This is a genomic window from Bacillus sp. KNSH39 (assembly GCF_052656585.1).
Window position 1 is genome coordinate 666,172 of record NZ_JBQXYO010000001.1, and the last position, 24,657, is coordinate 690,828.

Below are 24,657 nucleotides of genomic sequence, written 5' to 3' on the forward strand. Positions count from 1 at the left end.
ATTAGTATAATATGAAATTTCAGTGGATTTGCTTATAATAAAGAATTTTATAGTAGTAAAAGTGCTTAAAGATGTAAAGGGGAAATTGAGAATGGAAAATAAAATGTTTAATTAATATAATCAATAAATACGCAAATGGTTAATATAACTAATGCATTTTTTTGTTTGTTACATATTATGTTAGTAAGAATGGTATAAGGGGGTAGTATAAAATAGTGGAAGAAAATGTACAAGCTCAGCTTTCGCCACCGTGGATCACATATTTTAATGAATTAAAAAATTCAATAGGTGCTGATCCAACTGTTACAGTTGGGCCGCTTATTCCTGTTGGTGGTAATTATATTATTTTAGTGCATGCGTTAAGCAACGAAAAAGCGAGAGCGTTAGCAACGCTTTTAAAATCTTTTGTACAATTTGGGAATGTAAGTGTGACAGTTATTGTAACGAATAATGAGAATGAAATTGTAAATCCATTTCCTTGTCCACTAGATGCATTTGAAATAGCTCATTTATTTCAAGTAGCACTAGAAAATAATCCTTATTTTGAACAAGTTGTGGTACAGCCTCAGTTCCCTGGCGGACCGAATGTTGTTTTTCCGGTTTTCGCTGCGGAAGTCATTCAGTTTTTCAATGACGATATTTCTAACTTATGTCAAACGTTTACAGGTGTTGCGGCCAATGTGTTTCGTGATGTAATGAATGATGAGGTTTGTGGTATCCCAATTCTATTTTCCACAAGTTGTGTTATGAGCAGTGAAAACTCACAATTACAAAATACAGATTTAGCACCAAAGTTGTTTTATTAAACTGTAAAAAGACATTTTCAGTAATAGAAAATGTCTTTTTTATGCACCAATAGTGTTCAGGTTGGAAAATTGTAATTTAATAGGAGTAAACTTCAATTAATTAAAATTTTTCTAAATCTCAAATTTCATGTAGAGGTAGTAATTTTGACTTAAGAATATATAGAAAATGAGGGATGAAATTTTTTAGTTGAAAGGAAATCGATACTGAAAGTTATAATTTAATAATACAGGAGATTTTTTTTAATATCTGTAAAAATGATTGATAGGACGAGATTACATAATAAATGAATAGTAGGGTATATTTCGAATGTTTTATGTGGCATACATGTTAAAGTTGATAGAAATATTTCTGAAAGAGAATATATTTTGAAAAACAGTAAAGATTCTTTTTATTTATATTATAGATAGCTAGTTTTAGAGAGAGGAGGCTTACAATAAAACAAGCTATGAATAAGACATTCAAAAGGAGCTGGAATGTATGGGGTATATTGTAGATATTTCAAAATGGAATGGAACTATTAATTGGGATATTGCAGCATCTCAGCTAGATTTAGTGATTGCTAGAGTTCAAGATGGCTCTAATACGGTGGATTTTATGTATCAAAATTATGTTAGTGAAATGAAAAAGCATAGTATCCCATTCGGTAATTATGCTTTTTGCCGTTTTATATCTATTGCTGATGCAAAGAAAGAGGCACAAGATTTTTGGAATCGTGGTGATCAATCAGCTAAGTTTTGGGTGGCGGACGTAGAAGTTCAAACGATGGCAGATATGCAAGGCGGGATACAGGCATTTATTGATGAATTACGCCGTTTAGGTGCGGAAAAAGTAGGATTATACGTAGGGCATCACACGTATTTATCATTTGGAGCATGTAATATTGAAGCTGATTTTGTATGGATCCCTCGTTATGGAGGGAATAAGCCAGCATATCCATGCGATATGTGGCAATATACGGATTCAGGGAATGTTCCTGGGATTGGGAAATGTGATCTGAATCGATTAGTAGGAAATAAGTCACTTTCTTGGTTTATAGATTCCAACAAAGCAAATCAATCTAACATAGTGTATACACAGCAACCGAATGGCATTGGTATTGCAGTTTCGAAATATCCTGATGGATACGGAATAAATTTATATGAAACTCCCATGACCCCTCAATTTACAGGTGCACTCACTCAGAAAATTCCATATTTAATCTTAACAGGTTATTGGGGAGGCGGTGAGCAAGATATGATTTGTTTAGAGAACGATAAGCAGTGGGCATATTTAAAACATTTTAATGTGAAATGGTTTTATGCAACTTCGAAATATCCTGTCGGTTACGGAGTAAATTATTATGAAGAGCCTGAATGTATGAATTATAAAGGGAATATAGATGGATCGACATCTTTTCGAGTGTGGGGTAGAGTGGGAAATGCGGTAGATATCGGGCAGAATAGTTGGATACCTGAAAAACATGTAATTATTAAGTAACTATAGCGGCAGTATTGTTTTTAAGGAGTACGTAAAGAGTCTTCTTACTATACATAATAGTAAGAAGACTCTTTACGTTTAAAAATGAAAATACATGATACATAGTCTACTCATATGAAATGAATTACATGTAGAAAACACACTGTTTTCACAATGACTGTGTATAGTTAATTTGCATAATGATAAAAGTGAGGTATTTGAATTGAAAAAGAAAAAAATATTTATTGGAACAATTATTTCATGCGTGATGCTAGCATTATCTGCATGTGGTTCCTCAGACAACGTAGTAACATCAAAAGTAGGGAATGTTACAGAGAAAGAATTAAGTAAAGAATTACGACAACAATATGGAGAAAGTACTTTATATCAAATGATGTTAAGTAAGGCATTGTTAGATAAATATAAAGTTTCAGATGAGGAAGCAAAAAAGAAAGTAGAAGAAGCAAAAGATAAAATGGGTGAGAACTTTAAATCGACTTTAGAACAACTTGGATTGAAAAACGAAGATGAATTAAAAGAAAAAATGAAGCCAGAAATTGCATTTGAGAAAGCGATTAAAGCAACAGTTACAGATAAAGATGTGAAAAATAACTATAAACCAGAAATGAAAGTAAGTCACATTTTAGTGAAAGATGAAAAAACGGCTAAAGAAATAAAGGAGAAAGTAAATAATGGTGAAGATTTTGCTGCCTTAGCAAAACAGTATTCAGAGGATACTGGTTCAAAGGAACAGGGCGGGGAAATATCTGGTTTTGCTCCTGGGCAAACAGTGAAAGAATTTGAGGAAGCTGCGTATAAATTAGATGCAGGCCAAGTAAGTGATCCGGTTAAAACAACTTACGGTTACCATATTATTAAAGTGACGGATAAAAAAGAATTGAAGCCATTTGATGAAGTAAAGGATAAAATTCGTAAAGATATAGAACAACAAAGACTACAAGATACGACAGGTAAATGGAAACAACAAGTAGTCAATGATTTATTGAAAGATGCTGATATTAAAGTGAATAATAAAGAATTTAAAGATACATTTAAATTTCTAGAAAAGAAATAATGACTGTAATCATAATTAGAAAAGGGAACTCATATAGAGTTCCCTTTTCTAATTAGTGTGTGAGTTATAAATAGATAGTAAGACAATACAATATTACATTTAAATATTAAGAATTACAATGGGAAATTATGGTTTATAATTATTTCAACGAAAGTGGATATTTTACGGTTTTCATTATGCAAGTTTATTACATATATTTACTCTTTAATAATGAATATCGAACATAATTTAAAAAATAATACATATAATGTTTTTGAATAAATATTTAACATGGATAATTAGTAAAAAGCTGAGCATTCGATTGGAAAGGATGTTCTTTTTGTTGTGAAAATTTTAGGATAAAGAATGAATCGTTTTAAACGCATCATTTACCACATCAATAAATTAAGGTGGGGAGAATATATGAAAGTAATCTTTCAAGGAGAGGGCGGAGCGAAAATTTTTGAGTCATATGATGAAAATATAAGTGATTTATTAGTTATATTAAAAGAAACGAAAGGGATTAAAATTGGGATGGTTGAGTATAAAGTGTTAAAGTACGAACTTAATTATTTTCGTCATCCGAAAAAAGCGGATACAGAGAGAGAGTTACATATAATAGTACAACCTAAGTATATGTAATAAAATATAATAATAAAAATCACTGATTCAGTTTTGTAAAGTTCCATAGAGTATGTAAGAAAAGAGAGTGTTGTAAATGCTCTCTTTTCTTATGCTTTGTGAGTTCGTTCATCATAGTATATGTTTTCAGTTATAGATGGTTAATAAACGATAAAAATTTAAAACTTTTTCGTTTAGGCAGGGATTTTATATTTGAGTAAATAAATATACTATGAAGTATTTTTTATACGAATATTGAAGGAGTATAAAATGAGTTTAGCAAGTTACACAGGCTGTAATGTAGAAATTCCGTTAACGGATCCAGATTCTAATGATGTAATTGTTTTTGGACCGTGTTTTTCAGATGAAAGTATGCTTGAAATTGTACAAGATTATCAATTCCAAACAAATTACACATATGAGGTTTCAACTAATTGGGGAATTGAACTGGTCGAGTGGCAAAATGTAAAGGAAAAAAAAGAAGCGAAAGAAAAACTTTTAACTTTATGCAAGATTATGGAAAGTTATTTGGAAGATGGAGACTATTTCGAATTATTTAGTTGTTGGGTTGGTGATGAAGATAAGGAACGAGTAGGGGAATTGAACTTAAAAATAAATCATTTTAATATAGATGAATTATGTATTCCAGAAAGAACATTAGTTAGGATAGAAAAATAAGCTTTGAATATTTTTTAGAAAAAGGCGATTTCACTTTGTGTGAAGTCGCCTTTTAGTTTTTATATGCATTTTATATAAGAAATGAAAAGTTTATTTGATAAAGGAAAAAATATGGAGATAAATAAAATTATGTTTTTTGTTAAGAAATAATAAGTATAGCTCTTCTCAAAGGAACGTAAGTTCGTGTATAATAAGAACGAATGTTCTTTTGAGAGGTAACCTAATTATAGTTTAGAAGTAAATTCGAGTTTAGTAAGTATTAAAAATAACTAAGGGATAGCATGAATAAATAAATGTATAAATGATCAAGGAGATAAAAAATGAACGATGTAAAGATACAAAAAGAAGAAAGAGAGTGGGTTCCGTTTACAGTAATGTCCGAAAAACTTTTAAATATGAGAAAGATTATTGGAGAGAAATTAAAAGTACAAAAACCGCTTTTAACAAATGAAGCAAAAGAGAGGATTTCTGATAAATTATTAACGTCATTACTGTCTGAGAAAGAAATATTGGTAACATATTTTGAAGATGGTTACATATTAACAAGCTACATGACTGTTGTACATATCAATCCGGTAAAACAAATTGTAATTTGTACAGACGCCTTTTATAAAACTTACGTATTTAACGCTATGGATATTATTGAAATAATGTAAAAGAAGCTGAATATTAAATGGCAGCTTTTTTTATTTCTGATTTATGAGACAAATAATATAAGAAAAAGCAGCTAGCTTTGTGCTAGCTGCTGAGCCCCAGGGAAAGGGAGAAAAAGATAGGGTACTCCAAAATCGATAAGAGCTGTCAAACAGCCTGATTATAGTATAGACAAATTAAAATTTTCTATACAAAAAGTTGAACATAAGATTAGGCTGTACCCACTTGGTTTTGATCTGCAAGGTCAGAATCAAATGTATTGGTCGCGCTAACACCGCTAAAAGTATTAACAACAAAACCAACGTTTGATGCGCCGGAACCATTATAAGCTTTCGTATTTTCTTTCGGAGAAACGTTGTAGAAATCACCTAAGTTAAATGATCCATTACTATTTTGTACAACTAAATTTCCTACAACTGATGGCATAATTTTCACCTGCTTTATAAAAAGTTGTTAACATTACTATATGGAGTTATAGTCCAGATGGTTCATATAATAAAAATTGTGGAATAGTAAAACGTTTGGAGCATGGATTTCAATAAAAGTGTGTTAAAATTAATATAATAAAGTTGAGTAATTTTTTAAAAAATTTGTATAATCGATATATATGAAAATAAAGGAGGCAAAATGTAATGAAAGATATTATGAAAAAAGTTGATTTAACAGATGCCAAATCAAGTAATCTTGTTGCACTAATTTATAGTAATGAAGTTATATTAGTTGAAGACGCATTTTGTCCAAATGAAATAAAATTAAAGTTTAATGAAATTGCAATTTTATCTGCAATTAAAACAGCTCATATTGCGAAAGTGTCTATTAGGAAAGAACTTGAAGCGCTTTTTCATGATACGGGTGTTATATTAGTGAAACAAAATGTTGATTATGGTAGTAGCCAATCTATTACCATGCATTTTGAGCAATTTAAAAAGTTGCAAGATGAGATTGAACATTTAAATAAAAGTATGTAATAAAGCAGCTAAATAAAGGTTCTATCATAAAGGTGGAATGTGTTGTGTTGAAAAAGTGGTTTAAAAATTATTTGGGTGAATCGCATTGTAAACATAAATATATTTTTATTAAGATGCAGGATAATGAGGATTTTAAAAAAGGTACATTAGGTGTAGTTTATATTTACCAGTGTGAGAAATGTGGAAAAGAGAAGTTGAAATATAAAAACAATAATGAAATAAACAATGAATTTTTAGATATATAGCAAAAAGTAACCATGATGGTTACTTTTTTTGTTTATGTATACAATATCAAAACCATTACTAAAGTATGAGTTGAGTTAATACTATAGTAAATCGCTGAATAAAAATGAAGAGAGTAAGATATAGGGAAGGAGGATGAGAGAAATGAAGCGAAAAGAAATTAGTAAATCTGTAATTATTACAGGCGTGACACAAGGGTTAGGGCGTGCGATGGTTGATCGATTTCATGAATTAGGGTGGAACATATATGGTTGTGGACGTTCAAAAGATAAAATTGAAGAACTAAAAAAACAGTACAGTAAAATACATGATTTCCAAGTAATTGATGTTTCAGATTCTCAGCAAGTTAACAATTGGGCAAATTATATACTTAATACACATACAGCTCCCAATATGATAATAAATAATGCATCGATTGTAAATCAAAATGCACAACTTTGGAAAATTACGGCTCAAGAATTCGAAAATGTAATGAATGTAAACGTGAATGGTGTAGTAAATGTAATAAGAGCATTTGTTCCAGCGATGGTAGCTAGGAAAGAAGGAATTATCATTAATATGAGTTCTAGTTGGGGGAGAGAAGGTGAGGCTGAGCTTGCGCCATATTGTGCCTCGAAATTTGCTATTGAAGGTATCACTAAATCTATGGCCCTGGAATTACCCCATGGCATGGCTGTAGTTGCTTTAGATCCTGGAGGGAGTATTAGTACTCCAATGCTGAAGTCATGTGCGCCACAATATATAAATGAATCGCCTACACCTGAAACTTGGTCACATAAAGCAATTGAATATATATTGAATATAACAATAGATAAAAATGGAGATTCATTGACATGCCCAGCATGCATATAAAAAGCACCTTTAAGGTGCTTTTATATTAGTAGCACATTATATCATTCACAAAATTACATCTAAAAAATAAAATAAAAGATTAAGGGTGAGATTTGTTTGTTTTGAAAGCTTTAGAAAATATTTAAATAGGTGATAAAAATGAATCCAAGCAGTTTAAAAGTGACAGGGGCATGGTTTCAAGTGGGAGGGAATCTTACAGCTGCTATTGGAACGACAAGAGGATTTATTGGAGAAGAGAAAGTTGAATCGGATCTTGTTATTGTAGGAAGCTCATTACAAGCTCTCGGATATATATTACAAATCATTGCGAGCAATTATGATGATGGGGAAGAAAAAAGAGAAAATCAAAATATAGGCTTAGAGAATCAAAGTAAATTACTTGATCAAATAGGAATTGAGTTATTAGCATTAGGCAATATATCAAATGTAATAGGAACATATTTTAATATAAATGAACAATTGAAAGAAAATGATTATCTTATCATTACAGGGAACAGTTTACAATCGATCGGTGCTTTTTTAGGAGTAGAAGCAGCTTTGTTGGATATAAATGTATTACAGAAAATTATTATACTGGGTAACTCCATGCAAAGTTTAGGGGCTGGATTACAAGCGTATCAAGGTGTTTCAAATGTATTGAAAGATGAGGGAGAAAATGAAGATAGTATTTTTGATAAGAAGGATGAGAGAATCATTGCACTCATTGGTATTTGGATACAAGCGATAGGAACGTTAATTTCTGCAATTGGAGTAACTGCAATAGAGGAAGAAAATAGGCTAGAAAACAATAAAAAGTCTGAAATACTTATTTAAATAGAAGGAGATACATTGATTTTAGAGGTAGGTTAAGATTAAAATGGTAGTAGGTTTTTTTGCGTATATTTTGAAAAGTGATATATAAAATACAAAATAAGGAGTTTTCAAGGGATGATGTATTTATTAGCAATTCTTCTTCCACCTGTTGCTGTATTATTTTGTGGAAAACCAATTCAGGCAATCATAAATTTCATATTAACATTAATATTTTGGGTTCCAGGAGTTATACATGCAATTCTTGTAGTGCATGATAAAAAAGCTGATCGGCGTTTAAAAAAACAAATTCAAGCATATGATGAAATTAATAAGAGGAATCGAAGATAATTCATCTGCAAAATGTTTTTAAAAGAAAGGAGGATTAACCTCCTTTCTTTTTTAGTGGTTGTTAAGTTTAGATTTTTGTGTGGCGGAAAGAATTTTTAATGTAAGTATTATGATAATAACTTTTAGATTGTGCATGTAATAGGCCAGTATAAATACTTTCTGGTACATTAAAGAAATCGTACATACCATTCTTTAATTGGATTCGCAAAATCATAGAAAAAGGATTATAACCAACAGCAACTATATTTTTTGAAATTACGGGAGATAGCTTCATCATTACGCAACTCCTCACTTTTTATTTTTAATACTTTTTTGTAAATGTTGAGGTTGTGATGTTGAAATCCTTATAATTTAAGAGGTATTATACTTATATGCAATATATTAAATGTTTGTTATACGTAATTATAAGGAAGTTCACACGAAGTACATATCGTTGTGCTATTTTTATTTCACCTTTGATTTATAAATAAGAAAATATTGACCATTTGAAAAAAAGGTATATTATTTATACGAGGTATTAAAAATTCACTTTTTACATTCTATGCTTCAAGGGGCAGCGTTATTAGGAAAAATAGAAGTGAAAATAGTTTGTATAAGAAGTATTCTAAAATTTATAATCTGTGAATTGGGAAAATATTGAATGCTCCAGGTCAATATACTTTCTTAATCAAATTTATTTTAGAAAGTGACCTCAATATTTTTAAGTAAATCAACGGGAGAATTGAAAGGCAGGAGAAAGTAACATGTCAGAAAATTATCGTTCTCGAGAGGAACGACGACAAGTTAAAAAGAAAAAACAACCAGCTTCTAAAACACAAAAGCCAAAAGGTAAAACATCATTCTTTCGCAAGTTTTTAATTACTTGTTTATTACTTGGTATTGTTGGTTTAGTGGCGGGGGTTGCTACCTTTTTCGTAATGATTAAGGATGCACCAAAACTTGAGAAAGCAAAACTTGTTAATCCGTTATCCTCAAAAATTTATGATAAAAACGGGGATTTGGTATATGAATATGGAAAAGAAAAAAGGACGAATGTTACGTATGAGCAAATACCTAAATTAGTAGAAAATGCATTTTTAGCGACAGAAGATTCACGTTTTTATGAGCATAGCGGAGTAGATTTTAAAGGTACTGCCCGTGCTGTTCTAGTAAGTCTTAAAGGGGATTATGGTTCTCAAGGAGGAAGTACGATAACACAGCAAGTTATTAAAAACTACTTCTTATCAATGGACAAAACACCAAAGCGTAAAGCGCAAGAAATATATTTAGCTTATAAGCTAGAACAACAGTATTCAAAACATGAAATATTAGAGATGTACTTAAATAAAATTAACTTAGGAAACCGTTCATACGGAATCGCAACAGCAGCACAAAACTACTATGGTAAAGAATTGAAGGACTTAACATTACCAGAAGTTGCGATGCTTGCAGGTTTACCGAAAGCACCGAATAACTATGATCCAACGAAAAAAGAAAATGTTCAAAAAGCAACAGAAAGAAGAAATGTTGTTCTAAGTTTAATGAACCGACATGGATATATAACAAAACAGGAAATGGAAGAAGCATCAAAAGTTGACGTAGAAAAGGGGCTTAAGCCTGCAGCTCAACTACAAACAATGCCATACCCTGCATTTATGGATGCAGTTGTGAAAGAAGTAGAAAAAGAATTACCAGATGCTAATATCGGTTCTGACGGTTTAGAAATTTATACAACGTTAGATCCGAAAGCACAGAAACTTGCTGATAATATTTTAAATAATAATATCATTGATTATCCGAACGATAAATTCCAAGGTGCATTCACATTTATGGATACGAAAACAGGAGAAGTTCGTGCTATAGGTAGTGGCCGTGGAGAAAATAAAGCTGTATTTAAAGGGCATAATATGGCAATTGAATTAGATCGTGCAGCTGGTTCAACGATGAAGCCGATTTTCGACTACGCTCCTGCAATTGAATATTTAAAATGGGCTACGTACCATCAAATTGATGACTCTCCATTTAAGTATTCAACGGGACAAGAAGTACGAAATGCAGATAGAAGTCATATGGGTCCAATTACAATGCGTGAAGCATTAAAAATGTCGCGTAATATTCCTGCAATTAAAACTGCAAAAGAAGTAGGGATTAGTAAATCGAAAGAATTCTCTGAGAAACTAGGTATTACATTTAATACAGCACCGACAGAATCGACAGCGATTGGTACAAATGAAGTATCGCCAACTGAAATAGCGGGTGCTTATGCGGCATTTGGTAATGAAGGTAAATATACGAAACCGCATTTTGTTAAGAAAGTCGTTTATCCAGACGGTAAGTCACAAAGTTTTGGACAAAAACCAAAACAAGTTATGACAGATTCTACCGCATACATGATTACTGATATGCTTCGTTCTGTAGTTACATCAGGTACTGGTACATCGGCAAATGTAGGCTCTTTAGATGTAGCTGGTAAAACGGGTACGACAAACTATTCATCAAAGCAATTAGCTCAATATAAAATTCCAGAAAGTGCAACTCGTGATAGTTGGTTCGCTGGATATACACCGCAATATACGATGGCAGTATGGACTGGGTATATGAAAGATGGTAAAGACGAGTATATTAGTAGTAAAAATACGAAAATTGCACAGTTGATCTTTAAAGAAATGATGAGCGAAATGGCTACAGATAAATCACGCTTTAAAATGCCAAGTAGTGTTATTCAAGAAGGTAGTGAGCTACGTATAAAAGGTGAAAAACGTGATTCATCGCCAAATACTAGCGTACCGGATACAACGGAGCAACCAAAACAAGATCAACAGCAAAAAACTGAAGAAGAGAAAAAGCAAGAAGAATTAAAGAAACAAGAAGAACTGAAAAAACAAGAAGAACAAAAGAAACAAGAGGAACTTAAGAAGCAAGAAGAACAAAAGAAACTAGAAGAGCAAAAGAAACAAGAAGAACAAAATAATGGAAATGGCCAAGGAACGACACCTCCAGCAAATAACGGAGGAGGTCAAGGAAATACGACACCTCCAGCAAATAATGGAGGAGGTCAAGGAAATACGACACCTCCAGCAAATAATGGAGGAGGTCAAGGAAATACGACACCTCCAGCAAATAATGGAGGAGGTCAAGGAAATACGACACCTCCGGCAAATAATGGAGGAGGTCAAGGAAATACAACTCCACCAGCGACCACACAACCAGAGACTGGCGGTAATGCAGGAGAGACCCCTGCTAATAATGGGCAATAAGAAAAATTTATAAAAAATATTAAAAAGCACTTAAGATTTGTGAAAATTACAATCTTAAGTGCTTTTTTCGTTTAAATGTAGTAGCTATGAAATGATGTGTTTTAAATGTTAAACGTACCATAAAAATTTTGAAAATAAATTGATGGGAAATGATAAAAGACTTGAGCCTGAGGTAGTGGAGCGTGGCTAGGATGATAAAAGGTAGTGCTACTTGGATGGGCACCATGATGCCAAAATGAAGGGGTAGCTTGACCTGGTGATTGGTATTGTTGCCAAATTGCTGGAAGTTCAATGCCGACATCGGAACTTGCTGTATGAACGGCGGGGGCATGTATTTCGGGTATCGAAGGAACCGCGACAGTTACTCTTGATGATAATACCCACATAAAATAATCACTCCTAAGTTGTGATAATAAATTAGTATATTCTTTTCACACGTATAAAGGTACATATATAGGACTTTCGTTTAAAATATGCGTACAAAGTCTTAAGACTAATGTAAGCTGATGGTGGACTATTTAATATGAAAAGATACGTCTATTTACGGAGGGAAAAGAGATAAAAAAAATATACAATGAGGGTGTTAATCGTAATATTTTACGAGTGTATGGAGGTATTTTTATGGAAAGATTATGGACGAAATCATTTATTCAAATGACTTTCGCAATGTTATTTTTATTTACAGGATTTTATTTACTTGTTCCAACGCTCCCGCTCTTTATTAAAGAGATAGGTGGCAATGAATCGCAAGTTGGACTTATGATGGGGATGTTTACAATAGCTGCTGTTGTAATACGACCGATTATTGGAGGAATGTTAGATCAATATGGTAGAAGATCCTTTATTATTTTCGGACTCATCTTTTTTGGCTTAACGATGTATTCCTATAATATAGCATCGACTATTGTCCTTTTAGCTGTTTTACGTGTTATTCACGGAGTAACATGGGCTGTTTCTACAACAGCTGTTGGAACAGCAATAACGGATATTATTCCAGATTCACGCCGCGGTGAAGGTATGGGTTGGTACGGGATGGCGATGACAATTGCAATGGTGATCGGACCTATGATTGGATTATGGGTTGTGCAAAATTATTTATTTGATGGTCTATTTTTATTAGCGACGTTGTTATCTTTTATGGCAGTCGTATTATCATTAATAACGAAGATCCCATTTACGCCACAAAAAGAAAAAGGGAAAATTCAGCTATTTGAGAAATCCGTATTAACAATCACGATTGTAGTATTCTTTTTATCGTTTGCATATGGAGGAATAACAACCTTTTTACCGTTATTTGCATCATCAATTCATGTAAACCCGGGAACTTTCTTTCTTGTATATGCAATTGCATTAACAATTGTAAGACCAATTTCAGGGAAACTATTAGATAAGTATGGAGAAGTATTCATTATACTTCCAGCATTATGTATTACTATTTTAGCTATAGTTGTTTTAACTATTTCAAATGGTTTGATAGGTGTAATTATCGCAGCAACATTATACGGTATTGGATTTGGTTCAGCGCAGCCAGCTTTGCAAGCGGCAATGCTTACAATTGTCGATCCGAGTAAAAGAGGAGTTGCAAATGCTTCATTTTTTACAGCGTTTGATTTAGGAATCGGGTTAGGTGCTATTTTACTTGGAGTTGTTTCACAAATGTTTGGTTATCGTATTTTATTTTCAGGGAGTGCAATTTCAGCATTGATAGCCTTAATTATTTTCGTCTTCTTTGTAAAACAACGATTAGGAAAAAAAGAGTTTGCGTAAACTGGAGGAATAAAGATGAGAATTTCAATTGATCGTAAAGCTCTGCAATGGTTCCAGGAAGAATTACGTATAAAGCACGGTGAATCTGTACGTTTTACTGTAAGGTACGGAGGGGATAGTTCAATTCAGCCCGGATATTCTTTAGGGGTTGTTGCTGAGAAACCCGATGGCGAAATAGTGTCAGTTGAGAAGGAAGGTATTATATTTTTTGTAGATTCTGATGATCTTTGGTATTTTCAAAACTATGATTTATTTGTAAGTTATCATGAGGAAATGGAAGAAATTCAATTTAATTATGTAAAATAATAACTTTATTAAAAATGAATAAGTTTTATATAAAAATTATATTTAAGAGATAGTGAAATAAATATCATATAGTAACGAGCTGTATTTATGTACAGCTCGTTTTTTCTATTTCTCAAATAAAATTAGAATAATTGTATATTTGGCGGTGTTATATGAAAAATCTTTATATCTTGTTTTTGAAAATACGCAAAGAAGTCTATCCTTTCTTTATAAAATATAAGAATTATTTTTAAAAAATTGTATTGTTACAGTAAGAAAAGTGTAGGAAACTTATCATTATAAAATAAATTGAAATCTTCTAAAAACTCTGATACATTGAAATAGAAATGTAGTTTCGCAATATTGTAAAGGCTTACAGTTATGTGCACGAAGATCTATTAGGATTGGAGGAAATAATGATGAAAGCTGAAGAGAAATTTTCCCCGGGATTAGATGGTATAGTGGCAGCGGAGACGAAAATCTCGTTTCTTGACACAGTAAAAGGTGAAATTGTAATTCAAGGGTATGACTTAATCGAACTCTCAAAAACAAAAGAGTATTTAGACATTGTGCACCTTTTATTGGAGGAACACCTACCGAATGAAGATGAAAAAGTAACACTTGAAAAGAAATTAAAAGAAGAATATGCAGTACCAGAAGGTGTATTCAACGTACTAAAGGCATTGCCTAAAGAGACGCATCCCATGGATGGATTACGTACAGGTGTGTCAGTGTTAGCTGGTTACGATAATGATATCGAAAACCGCTCGTTAGAAGTGAATAAAAGCCGAGGGTACAAGCTGTTAAGTAAAGTGCCAAACATTGTAGCGAATAGCTATCATATTTTAAATAATGAGGAGCCAATTGAACCTCTTAAAGAATTATCTTATAGTGCGAATTTCTTCTATATGTTAACTGGTAAAAAACCAACTGAACTTGAGGAAAAGATCTTTGATCGTTCCCTTGTTTTATATAGTGAGCATGAAATGCCAAACTCTACATTTACAGCTCGCGTTATTGCATCAACACAATCAGATTTATACGGTGCTTTAACAGGTGCAGTTGCATCTTTAAAAGGAAGTTTACATGGCGGTGCAAATGAAGCGGTTATGTACATGCTTTTAGAAGCTGGTAATGTTGAGAAATTTGAAGAGTTATTACAGAAGAAACTATATAACAAAGAAAAAATTATGGGCTTTGGACACCGTGTTTATATGAAGAAGATGGATCCAAGAGCACTTATGATGAAGGAAGCTTTAAAACAGTTATGTGATGTAAAAGGTGATTATACACTATATGAAATGTGTGAAGCTGGAGAAAAGATTATGGAAAAAGAAAAAGGAATTTATCCAAATCTTGATTATTATGCAGCTCCAGTATATTGGATGCTAGGTATTCCAATTCAACTTTACACACCAATCTTCTTTAGCTCTAGAACAGTGGGGTTATGTGCGCACGTTATTGAGCAACATGCAAATAATCGTTTGTTCCGTCCACGTGTAAATTATATTGGCGAGCGACATGTACTTAGTAAATAAGAACAACTGGGGAGTTGTTAGCGCCGCCCGCCAGATGGGTGTTTGACCGACACCCATCATTAATAATAACGAATTTTCGACAGAAAGGGAAGAATAGCATGATTAAAACAAATGAAATTAAGCAAAAAGATGCATTATTAGAAGAGATTACCGATTATGTATTAAATAAAGAGGTTACTAGTGCAGAAGCATTCAGTACAGCTCGTTACGTATTACTTGATACACTTGGATGTGGAATTTTAGCACTGCAATATCCAGAATGTACGAAATTACTAGGACCAGTTGTGCCAGGAACAATCGTGCCAAATGGTACACGTGTACCAGGTACGTCTTATGTACTAGATCCAGTAAAAGGTGCATTTAATATCGGATGTATGATCCGTTGGTTAGACTATAACGATACTTGGCTTGCAGCAGAGTGGGGACATCCATCTGATAACCTAGGCGGAATTTTAGCAGTTGCAGATTATATTAGCCGTGTTCGTATTTCAGAAGGAAAAGAAGCTTTAAAAGTACGTGAAGTATTAGAAATGATGATTAAAGCACATGAAATTCAAGGCGTGCTTGCTTTAGAAAACAGCTTAAACAGAGTTGGTCTTGACCATGTATTATATGTAAAAGTAGCAACAACTGCAGTAGTTGCGAAAATGCTTGGCGGAACACGTGAAGAAATCTTTAATGCATTATCACATGCGTGGATTGATAATTCTAGTCTTCGTACATATCGTCATGCTCCAAATACGGGCTCACGTAAATCATGGGCTGCAGGTGACGCAACGAGCCGCGGTGTTCATCTTGCAATGACTGCTCTAAAAGGTGAAATGGGTTATCCAACAGCATTATCTGCGCCAGGATGGGGATTCCAAGATGTATTATTCAATAAACAAGAATTAAAATTAGCAAGACCACTAGAGTCATATGTAATGGAAAATGTATTATTTAAAGTGTCATATCCAGCAGAATTCCATGCACAAACGGCTGCAGAATGTGCAGTGAAGTTGCATCCGGAAATTAAAGAGAGATTAGATGAAATTGACCGTATTACAATTACAACTCATGAATCAGCAATTCGTATTATTGATAAAGAAGGTCCATTAAATAACCCAGCTGATCGTGATCATTGCTTACAATACATTACGGCAATTGGTTTATTAAAAGGAGATATCGTTGCAGACGATTATGAAGATGCAGTAGCAAACGATCCACGTGTAGATGAATTACGTAATAAGATGGTTGTTGTTGAAAACAAACAGTACAGTTTAGATTACCTTGACCCGAACAAGCGCTCAATCGCCAACGCTGTTCAAGTTCACTTTAAAGATGGCACAGTAACAGAAAATGTGGAATGTGAATATCCGCTTGGTCACCGCTTCCGTAGAGACGAAGCAATTCCAAAAGTTGTTCAAAAATTCACTGCAAATATGTCAGGTCATTATTCTAGTAAGCAACAAGAACAAATTCATGAAGTTTGTTTAAATGAAGAAAAACTAGAAAATATGAATGTAAACGAATTTGTAGATCTATTCTTAATTTAATAATAGGGGGGAATTTAGAATGGCTTGGGTTGTGAAAAAACAGTCAACACAAGAGGAGCTTGCGAATCGATTCCGAGCTTTAGTAGAAGCAAATGAAATTTTGCAAATTCCAGGTGCTCATGATGCAATGGCAGCTCTTGTTGCGAAAAATACAGGTTTTTCAGCTCTTTATTTATCAGGAGCTGCTTATACTGCAAGTAAAGGTTTACCAGATTTAGGTATCGTGACGTCTACTGAAGTGGCTGAGAGAGCAAGAGATTTAGTAAGAGCTACAGACTTACCTGTTCTTGTTGACATTGATACAGGATTTGGTGGTGTACTAAATGTGGCGAGAACAGCTGTAGAAATGGTGGAAGCGAAAGTAGCAGCTGTCCAAATTGAAGATCAGCAATTACCAAAAAAATGTGGACATTTAAATGGTAAGAAACTTGTTACTACAGAAGAATTGGTTCAAAAAATTAAAGCGATTAAAGAAGTTGCACCGAGCTTATACATTGTAGCACGTACTGATGCTCGTGGCGTTGAAGGATTAGATGAAGCAATTGAAAGAGCAAATGCATATGTAAAAGCAGGTGCAGACGCAATTTTCCCTGAAGCGCTTCAATCAGAGGAAGAATTCCGTCTATTTAATAGTAAGGTAAATGCACCTTTGCTTGCGAATATGACTGAATTCGGAAAAACTCCATATTATAGTGCAGAGGAATTTGCGAATATGGGTTTCCAAATGGTTATTTATCCTGTAACTTCACTTCGCGTTGCAGCGAAAGCGTATGAAAATGTGTTTGCTTTAATTAAAGAAACAGGTTCTCAAAAAGATGCACTTTCTAATATGCAAACGAGAAGTGAATTATACGAAACAATTTCATATCATGACTTTGAAGAGTTAGATACTGGTATTGCAAAAACAGTATTATCAGAAGATCAATAGATAAAGCAGCGAAGGCGATGAAAATACATCTTTGGCAAAATAAAATGCTTGATGTGAAAAATCATCGCCTTCTATTTTCAAAAAAGATATTCCACTCATCGTAGACGAGCATAAGCAAAAAGCTATGAAAGCCGAATGATAGGGGGATACATATGGAGAAAACGAAGTTACCATGGGATGAATTCTTTTCACTTAATAAAGATATAAATCATACTTACTTTACACCAGAAGATTTTTCAGGTGATGAAGATTTAATCGCAAAAACGACAGAACAATTCGTTAAACAAGAAATTGTTCCACAAATGGAGAATATTGAACAACATAACTATAAAGTTTCTCGTCAATTATTTGAGAAAGCTGGGGAACTTGGATTATTAGGCATTGAGGTACCAGAAGATTATGGCGGGTTCGAGTTAGGAAAGGCTGTCTCAGGTCTTGTAGCAGAGAAAATGGGTTACGCTGGTGCGTTTAGCGTTTCTTTTAATATACACGCTGGTGTCGGTACATTGCCTTACATATATTATGGAACGAAAGAGCAAAAAGAAAAATATTTACCGAAAATCGCATCGGGAGAATGGATTGGGGCTTATGCTTTAACAGAGCCAAATGCTGGTTCGGATGCATTAAGTGCAAAAACAAGCGCCGTATTGAATGAAGAGGGAACAGCTTGGAAGTTAAATGGTGAGAAGCAATGGATTACAAATGCTCATATGGCAGATGTATACGTTGTTTTTGCGAAGACAAATAAAGGAATGACAGCGTTTATTGTCGAAAGAACATGTGAAGGTGTATCTATTGGATTAGAAGAAAAGAAAATGGGGATTAAAGGTTCTTCAACAGCGACTCTTATTTTAGAAGATGTTGTCATCCCTGCTGAAAATGTTTTAGGGGAAGTTGGGAAAGGGCATCACGTAGCCCTTAATATTCTTAACTTTGCTAGACTTAAACTTGCTTTTGGAAATATTGGAACAGCAAAACAAGCAATTGGTTTGTCGGTTCAATATGGAAAAGAGCGAAAACAGTTCCAAACGGAATTAGTAGACTTTACGATGATTCAAGAGAAAATTGCAAATATGATCATTGCTACATATGGAGCCGAAAGTGCAGCTTATCGTACGGCAGGTGTAATCGATGAAGCAATTCATGAGAGCGATGAAGATCTTATGAAGAAAATGTCCCAATTTGCAATTGAATGTGCACTGAATAAAGTAAATGCTTCTGAAACACTTGCTTATATCGTAGATGAAGCTGTACAAATTCATGGTGGTTACGGTTATATGCAAGAGTATGAGGTAGAACGATTATATCGTGATGCTAGAATTAGTCGTATTTTTGAAGGAACGAACGAAATTAATAGATTAACAGTTGCCAAAATGTTAATGAAGCAAATCGAACAATTAGAAGATACTGAAGTAGAAAGTGATGTAGCAAATGTAGAAAGAAACCATCGTTACATTTTATTAGCGAAAAAATTGTTGAAACAATCTTTGAAAACGCTCTCTAAAACTCCAGGCCTAAAAATTGACCAAGAACAAGAATATTCACGTGTAATTTCAAATATGTTGACGGACGTGTACGTCATGGAATCAGCGTTTTTACGTACGAGAAAAGCGGTAAGTAAAAATGGTGAGGAAAAAGAACGTACGAAGCAATTAATAACGGATGTTATTTGTGAAGAAGGATACCGTAAAGTAGAAGAAGCGGCGATTTCTGTACTTTCAGCGGCTGTCACAGAAGAACAAGATAGACATGTGATTTTAGCTGAAATCCGTCAATTATTAGTGCCTTTATACACGAACGTATTTACGAAGAAGAGAGAAATTGCGAAAGCTATTATAAATCGCGGGAAATATATTGTGTAAATAGGAGGAAAGCGATATGAAAAAGATTGGTTTTATCGGTTTAGGTAACATGGGCCTTCCAATGTCAAAAAATCTAGTTAAATCAGGTTACACAGTATATGGCGTGGACTTAAATAAAGAGGCGGAAGCGTCCTTTGAAAAAGAAGGCGGAATTATCGGTCTATCAATCTCAAAACTAGCAGAAACATGTGATGTAGTTTTTACAAGTTTACCTTCACCTCGCGCTGTTGAAGCGGTATATTTTGGAGCAGAAGGATTATTTGAAAATGGTCACTCGAATGTAGTCTTCATTGATACAAGTACGGTATCGCCGCAGTTAAACAAACAGTTAGAGGAAGCTGCAAAGGAAAAGAAAGTAGACTTTTTAGCAGCACCTGTGAGCGGTGGTGTAATAGGAGCCGAAAACCGTACATTAACGTTTATGGTTGGTGGATCAAAAGACGTATATGAGAAAACGGAATCTATCATGGGCGTACTAGGCGCGAACATTTTCCACGTTAGTGAGCAGATTGATAGTGGTACAACTGTTAAGTTAATTAATAACTTATTAATTGGTTTTTATACAGCTGGTGTGAGTGAAGCTTTAACATTAGCGAAAAAGAATAATATGGATTTAGATAAAATGTTTGATATTTTAAATGTAAGTTACGGTCAAAGTAGAATTTATGAACGTAATTATAAAAGTTTTATAGCACCTGAAAACTACGAGCCAGGATTTACTGTGAACTTATTGAAGAAAGATTTAGGATTTGCAGTTGACTTAGCTAAGGAAAGCGAACTCCATTTACCGGTAAGCGAAATGTTATTAAACGTATATGACGAAGCGAGTCAAGCTGGATATGGTGAAAACGATATGGCTGCTTTATATAAGAAAGTTAGCGAGCAATTAATTTCTAATCAAAAATAAATTATACAAAGGAGAGAATACAATGATTACAACTGAAATTAAACGAGTAAAAAATCACATTAACGGTGAGTGGGTTGAATCGACAGGTACGGAAGTAGAAGCAGTTCCAAATCCAGCGACTGGAAAAATTATCGCTTACGTTCCACTATCTCCAAAAGAAGATGTTGAAAAAGCTGTTGAAGCGGCAAAAGCAGCATTCGAAACATGGTCTAAAGTACCAGTTCCAAATCGTTCAAGAAATTTATATAAATATTTACAGCTATTACAAGAAAACAAAGATGAGCTTGCAAAAATCATTACGCTAGAAAATGGTAAGACGCTAACGGATGCAACAGGTGAAGTACAGCGTGGTATTGAAGCGGTAGAACTTGCAACATCTACGCCAAATTTAATGATGGGTCAAGCACTTCCGAATATCGCTAGCGGAATTGATGGATCGATTTGGCGCTACCCAATCGGAGTTGTTGCTGGTATTACACCGTTTAACTTCCCGATGATGATTCCGTTATGGATGTTCCCACTTGCAATTGCTTGCGGTAATACATTCGTATTAAAAACATCTGAAAGAACGCCACTTTTAGCGGAGCGACTTGTAGAATTATTCTATGAAGCAGGTTTCCCAAAAGGCGTATTAAATTTAGTGCAAGGCGGAAAAGATGTTGTAAATAGCATTTTAGAAAATAAAGATATTCAGGCTGTTTCGTTCGTTGGCTCTGAGCCGGTAGCTCGTTACGTATATGAAACAGGTACGAAACACGGAAAACGTGTACAAGCATTAGCAGGTGCGAAAAACCATGCGATTGTAATGCCAGATTGCAATCTTGAGAAAACAGTACAAGGTGTAATTGGATCTGCATTTGCAAGTAGTGGAGAGCGCTGCATGGCATGCTCAGTAGTAGCAGTAGTGGATGAAATTGCTGATGAATTTATTGATGTATTAGTAGCAGAAACGAAAAAATTAAAAGTAGGCGATGGCTTTAACGAAGATAACTATGTTGGACCATTAATCCGTGAATCTCATAAAGAGCGCGTTTTAGGCTATATTAATAGCGGTGTAGCAGATGGGGCAACTTTATTAGTAGATGGCCGTAAAATTAATGAAGAAGTTGGAGAAGGTTACTTTGTAGGTGCGACAATCTTTGATGGCGTGAATCAAGAAATGAAAATTTGGCAAGATGAAATTTTTGCTCCAGTATTAAGTATTGTACGTGTTAAAGATTTAGAAGAAGGTATTAAACTAACAAATCAATCTAAATTTGCAAATGGTGCGGTTATTTATACGTCAAATGGTAAACATGCACAAACATTCCGTGATAATATCGATGCTGGTATGATTGGTGTAAACGTAAACGTTCCAGCACCAATGGCATTCTTCGCATTTGCAGGAAATAAAGCTTCATTCTTTGGTGATTTAGGTACAAATGGTACAGATGGCGTTCAATTCTATACACGTAAAAAAGTTGTAACTGAGCGCTGGTTTTAATATAGAGTAAACAACCAAATCAGTTATTAGATGAAAACCACCACTATTAATAGTGGTGGTTTTCGTCTTGTTAATTATTTTTTTCAAAAGCTAGTTTAATACCAAATCCAATTAGGACGACTCCTGTTAGCCCTTGAATATAACGTTGCGTCTTCGGTTTTTTCATAAAAGCACTAATTTTATCAATTAAAAATATATAAAATGCAAACCAAATGACTGTTAAAACGAGGTAAGTAAGGCCCATTACAAGAAGTTGAATAAATGTATTATGATTTGGATTTAAAAATTGTGGTAAAAAAGTTAAAAAGAAGACTGCTACTTTAGGGTTTAATAAATTTGTAAGAAATCCTTGGCGAAAGCAAGAAGTATGTTCGTTTTCATTATTCAAAGATAGATCATTTGTATCTAAGTTTTCTTTGTTTCTTACTGCTAAAAGGGCTTTAATACCGATATATATTAAATAGAGAGCCCCAACGTACTTGAAAATAGAAAATAAAAGAGCTGACTTTACAATAAGTGCAGAAAGACCAATTACAGCAGCTAAAGTATGAATTAATAGTGCAATACATGTACCAAACACTGTTTTCACTCCACCGACTTTACCAGCAACCAATGTATTTTTCGTAGCCATTGCTGTATCTGGACCAGGTAAAATGATAAGGCAAATAGACATAATGATGAAAAGAAGATAATTTTCTATCATAGCCGCCCCTCCTTTTTATTTTTAGAATATTTGATTAAAATCAGTGTAGCACAAAAATGGATTTAATAAAATTAAATTTTATTAAAAATAATTAAATAAAAAAGGCTATATAGTAGCTGTAATTACACTACTATATAGCCTCGATTTTATACCGCTATTTGCGGGTAGTAAGATTTTCACCACACAAGATTTAGCTGAAGCAAAGAAGTTAGGTGGGGGATGAACAAAATATCCCCTCATGACAATTTCATTTTATGCATTAAGTAAGTTAAAGAAACGATTCACATCTTCTTCTGAAACGTCACTTAACTGTTTATATTTATAATTCGGATTTTGATCTTTATCAACGACAACGGAGCGTACTCCTTCGAAGAAATCTTCATGTCTCATGAAGTTTTTAGCAAGTATAAGGTCCGTAGCGAAACATTCTTCAACGGATTTATCTTGTCCATCAATAAACTGTTTTAATGTTACTTTTAGTGAAATAGGGGATTTTGATAACAGTATTTCTTTCGTTTTTAGAGCAAAGGAGCTTTCATCTTTCTCCAATGAATGGATGATTTCTTCAATTGTATCGAAAGCAAAATGTGAATTGATTACTTCTAATGAAGGAGCGAGCTCGCTTTCTAAGTTTGGAGCAGTTGCAAATGTACGAATAACTTCTTTTAAATTAGTATGTACATCATCTTCTTTATGCCAATTTACACTTTCAAGTTCAGTAAGAAACTCTGGTAATGAATCAGATGTCATAAAGTAATCTGCAGCATTAATAAATAATACGTCAGAAGCTTTTAAAATAGATGCTGTTAAAGCAACGAATCGTCCTGTATATCCAGGCGCTTTATTTAAGAAATATGCAGCTCCGACGTCTGGGAAGAAGCCGATATTCATCTCTGGCATTGCCCATTTCGTACGCTCAGTTACAATGCGATACTTCGCACCATTTGTAAGACCGACACCACCGCCCATTACAATTCCATCTAAACAAGCAATAATCGGTTTTGTATATTGATAAATATATGTATCAATTTCATACTCTTCTTCAAAAAAACGTTCTGCATGTTGCAATGCCACTTCATTGGAACGCGCTTCATAAAGAGTTTTAATGTCGCCACCTGCACAAAAACCTTTTGTGCCAGCTCCTTTTAACACGATAAGTGCAATACGCTCATCGTGTTCCCACTCTTTAAGTTTTTGTCCGATAGGTTGTAACATGTCATAAGATAAAGAATTAAGTGCTTTTGGACGGTTTAAAGTAATTGTCGCAACGCCGTTTTCACTAACAGAAAATAAAACTTGTTCAGTCATAATGCATCCTCCCTTACATATCTTCTTATTCTTAATTCTTGATATGTACTGAAATGTCCTTTATAAATTTTGTCAAAAGTTGACGGTAAATATTAATTTGGTCACTGCATATTTTGACGAGTTATCTTTGCAGGATTTCAGAGACTGAGGGGGAATATTACAACATTACTGTAAGTGTAATTATTTGAAGTTATAATGATAAAAGCGCTATTATATAGGTGTGAAATGTTCATTATCAATTCTAAAAGTGTGTTTGAAGAAAAAATAAATCGTACAATTGTAATAAAAAATTTTACATTGAATTAGAAATAGAGAAAGGAGAAATCGGAATGCCAGGACCTTTACTATTGTCGGTTATTATTTTGTCTTTTTTAATGATAGGAATAACGCAGTATTTTCATCATACAGATACGACAGAAGAAGTGAAGGATAAAGTACGTCTCGTATTTCCGATTTTTATAATATCTATTTCATTCTGTATTTTATTAAATAAAGATGGCTACATTGTCGCAGTGTTCTCATTTTTCGTCGCAATCGTCTTAATTACCGTTTTATATTATGTAATGAAAGACTTTATACAAAAATAAAGATGTCACAATAGGCATTTTTATTTTGGGGGAAATGTAAAATTTC

26 protein-coding genes are annotated in these 24,657 nt (G+C 33.6%); 21 read left to right on the plus strand and 5 right to left on the minus strand.

Annotated elements, in window-relative coordinates; all coding sequences use genetic code 11:
* Positions 1-215: 215 nt before the first annotated feature.
* From ACUL40_RS03410 to ACUL40_RS03435, 6 genes are all read left to right on the plus strand, one after another.
* Positions 216-806 carry a hypothetical protein gene (locus ACUL40_RS03410; RefSeq protein WP_000392281.1) on the plus strand — a complete coding sequence of 197 codons (591 nt, stop codon included), beginning with the start codon at positions 216-218 and terminating at the stop codon, positions 804-806.
* Positions 807-1,284: 478 nt separating this feature from the next.
* Positions 1,285-2,283 (plus strand): glycoside hydrolase family 25 protein, encoded by a 999-nt coding sequence (locus ACUL40_RS03415; RefSeq protein ID WP_000540653.1) that lies wholly within the window; start codon positions 1,285-1,287, stop codon positions 2,281-2,283.
* Positions 2,284-2,485: 202 nt separating this feature from the next.
* Positions 2,486-3,337: a peptidylprolyl isomerase PrsA gene (locus tag ACUL40_RS03420; RefSeq protein WP_000727348.1), complete on the plus strand. Its 852-nt coding sequence runs from the start codon at positions 2,486-2,488 to the stop codon at positions 3,335-3,337.
* Positions 3,338-3,739: 402 nt separating this feature from the next.
* Positions 3,740-3,958 carry a hypothetical protein gene (locus ACUL40_RS03425; protein WP_000864275.1) on the plus strand — a complete coding sequence of 73 codons (219 nt, stop codon included), beginning with the start codon at positions 3,740-3,742 and terminating at the stop codon, positions 3,956-3,958.
* 249 nt (positions 3,959-4,207) lie between these two features.
* Positions 4,208-4,615, plus strand: coding sequence for a hypothetical protein (locus ACUL40_RS03430; protein WP_086411576.1), 408 nt, complete (start codon positions 4,208-4,210; stop codon positions 4,613-4,615).
* Positions 4,616-4,935: 320 nt separating this feature from the next.
* Entirely contained in the window at positions 4,936-5,271 is a 336-nt protein-coding gene (locus tag ACUL40_RS03435) for a YolD-like family protein (protein ID WP_002025743.1), read from the plus strand.
* Positions 5,272-5,479: 208 nt separating this feature from the next.
* On the opposite strand, the gene gerPF is transcribed toward ACUL40_RS03435, so the two are convergent.
* The gene (gene gerPF, locus ACUL40_RS03440; protein WP_001141569.1) at positions 5,480-5,695 is read right to left on the minus strand and encodes a spore germination protein GerPF; all 216 of its coding nucleotides are present in this window, start codon (positions 5,693-5,695) and stop codon (positions 5,480-5,482) included.
* Positions 5,696-5,901: 206 nt separating this feature from the next.
* On the opposite strand from gerPF, the gene ACUL40_RS03445 reads away from it, so the two are divergent.
* The 5 genes from ACUL40_RS03445 to ACUL40_RS03465 all read left to right on the plus strand — a co-directional run bounded on the left by ACUL40_RS03445 (position 5,902) and on the right by ACUL40_RS03465 (position 8,472).
* Entirely contained in the window at positions 5,902-6,237 is a 336-nt protein-coding gene (locus tag ACUL40_RS03445) for a hypothetical protein (RefSeq protein ID WP_000651907.1), read from the plus strand.
* A gap of 44 nt (positions 6,238-6,281) precedes the next feature.
* Complete coding sequence (locus ACUL40_RS03450) at positions 6,282-6,482, plus strand: hypothetical protein (RefSeq protein ID WP_000915143.1); 201 nt, start codon at positions 6,282-6,284, stop codon at positions 6,480-6,482.
* Between the two features lie 142 nt (positions 6,483-6,624).
* Positions 6,625-7,332, plus strand: a complete 708-nt coding sequence (locus ACUL40_RS03455) for an SDR family oxidoreductase (RefSeq protein ID WP_088054307.1) — start codon at positions 6,625-6,627, stop codon at positions 7,330-7,332.
* Positions 7,333-7,470: 138 nt separating this feature from the next.
* The gene (locus ACUL40_RS03460; RefSeq protein WP_001070036.1) at positions 7,471-8,145 is read left to right on the plus strand and encodes a DUF6944 family repetitive protein; all 675 of its coding nucleotides are present in this window, start codon (positions 7,471-7,473) and stop codon (positions 8,143-8,145) included.
* Between the two features lie 114 nt (positions 8,146-8,259).
* Positions 8,260-8,472 (plus strand): YqaE/Pmp3 family membrane protein, encoded by a 213-nt coding sequence (locus ACUL40_RS03465; RefSeq protein WP_000990233.1) that lies wholly within the window; start codon positions 8,260-8,262, stop codon positions 8,470-8,472.
* Between the two features lie 67 nt (positions 8,473-8,539).
* Here ACUL40_RS03465 and ACUL40_RS03470 read toward each other — a convergent pair whose 3' ends face one another.
* On the minus strand, positions 8,540-8,749 hold the full coding sequence (locus ACUL40_RS03470) for a KTSC domain-containing protein (RefSeq protein WP_000977081.1): 210 nt from the start codon (positions 8,747-8,749) through the stop codon (positions 8,540-8,542).
* Positions 8,750-9,215: 466 nt separating this feature from the next.
* Between ACUL40_RS03470 and ACUL40_RS03475 the strand changes: the two genes are divergently transcribed.
* The gene (locus ACUL40_RS03475; RefSeq protein ID WP_001293963.1) at positions 9,216-11,708 is read left to right on the plus strand and encodes a PBP1A family penicillin-binding protein; all 2,493 of its coding nucleotides are present in this window, start codon (positions 9,216-9,218) and stop codon (positions 11,706-11,708) included.
* A 101-nt stretch (positions 11,709-11,809) separates the two neighbouring features.
* Here the strand turns inward: ACUL40_RS03475 and ACUL40_RS03480 are convergent, their stop codons facing one another.
* A complete protein-coding gene (locus ACUL40_RS03480; RefSeq protein WP_000270101.1) occupies positions 11,810-12,094 on the minus strand; it encodes a hypothetical protein in 285 nt (94 codons plus the stop codon).
* 235 nt (positions 12,095-12,329) lie between these two features.
* Here ACUL40_RS03480 and ACUL40_RS03485 point away from each other — a divergent pair, with 235 nt between their 5' ends.
* The 8 genes from ACUL40_RS03485 to ACUL40_RS03520 all read left to right on the plus strand — a co-directional run bounded on the left by ACUL40_RS03485 (position 12,330) and on the right by ACUL40_RS03520 (position 22,013).
* On the plus strand, positions 12,330-13,475 hold the full coding sequence (locus ACUL40_RS03485) for an MFS transporter (protein WP_445422961.1): 1,146 nt from the start codon (positions 12,330-12,332) through the stop codon (positions 13,473-13,475).
* A 15-nt stretch (positions 13,476-13,490) separates the two neighbouring features.
* Complete coding sequence (locus ACUL40_RS03490) at positions 13,491-13,781, plus strand: HesB/YadR/YfhF family protein (protein WP_001222842.1); 291 nt, start codon at positions 13,491-13,493, stop codon at positions 13,779-13,781.
* 395 nt (positions 13,782-14,176) lie between these two features.
* On the plus strand, positions 14,177-15,298 hold the full coding sequence (gene mmgD / locus ACUL40_RS03495; RefSeq protein ID WP_445422960.1) for a citrate synthase: 1,122 nt from the start codon (positions 14,177-14,179) through the stop codon (positions 15,296-15,298).
* Positions 15,299-15,396: 98 nt separating this feature from the next.
* Positions 15,397-16,833: a 2-methylcitrate dehydratase gene (gene prpD / locus ACUL40_RS03500; protein ID WP_072770356.1), complete on the plus strand. Its 1,437-nt coding sequence runs from the start codon at positions 15,397-15,399 to the stop codon at positions 16,831-16,833.
* A gap of 19 nt (positions 16,834-16,852) precedes the next feature.
* Positions 16,853-17,761 (plus strand): methylisocitrate lyase, encoded by a 909-nt coding sequence (gene prpB / locus ACUL40_RS03505; RefSeq protein ID WP_000312639.1) that lies wholly within the window; start codon positions 16,853-16,855, stop codon positions 17,759-17,761.
* A gap of 152 nt (positions 17,762-17,913) precedes the next feature.
* Entirely contained in the window at positions 17,914-19,623 is a 1,710-nt protein-coding gene (locus ACUL40_RS03510) for an acyl-CoA dehydrogenase family protein (protein WP_000415995.1), read from the plus strand.
* 16 nt (positions 19,624-19,639) lie between these two features.
* Complete coding sequence (locus ACUL40_RS03515) at positions 19,640-20,530, plus strand: NAD(P)-dependent oxidoreductase (RefSeq protein ID WP_000719409.1); 891 nt, start codon at positions 19,640-19,642, stop codon at positions 20,528-20,530.
* 22 nt (positions 20,531-20,552) lie between these two features.
* Positions 20,553-22,013 (plus strand): CoA-acylating methylmalonate-semialdehyde dehydrogenase, encoded by a 1,461-nt coding sequence (locus ACUL40_RS03520; protein ID WP_000633344.1) that lies wholly within the window; start codon positions 20,553-20,555, stop codon positions 22,011-22,013.
* 70 nt (positions 22,014-22,083) lie between these two features.
* Here ACUL40_RS03520 and ACUL40_RS03525 read toward each other — a convergent pair whose 3' ends face one another.
* Together ACUL40_RS03525 and ACUL40_RS03530 are read right to left on the minus strand one after the other, a co-directional pair.
* Positions 22,084-22,716 carry a LysE family translocator gene (locus ACUL40_RS03525; RefSeq protein WP_000572360.1) on the minus strand — a complete coding sequence of 211 codons (633 nt, stop codon included), beginning with the start codon at positions 22,714-22,716 and terminating at the stop codon, positions 22,084-22,086.
* Between the two features lie 252 nt (positions 22,717-22,968).
* Positions 22,969-24,024, minus strand: coding sequence for an enoyl-CoA hydratase/isomerase family protein (locus ACUL40_RS03530; RefSeq protein WP_000139775.1), 1,056 nt, complete (start codon positions 24,022-24,024; stop codon positions 22,969-22,971).
* A 329-nt stretch (positions 24,025-24,353) separates the two neighbouring features.
* On the opposite strand from ACUL40_RS03530, the gene ACUL40_RS03535 reads away from it, so the two are divergent.
* Positions 24,354-24,611, plus strand: coding sequence for a hypothetical protein (locus ACUL40_RS03535; protein WP_001119404.1), 258 nt, complete (start codon positions 24,354-24,356; stop codon positions 24,609-24,611).
* The last annotated feature ends 46 nt before the right edge of the window (positions 24,612-24,657 follow it).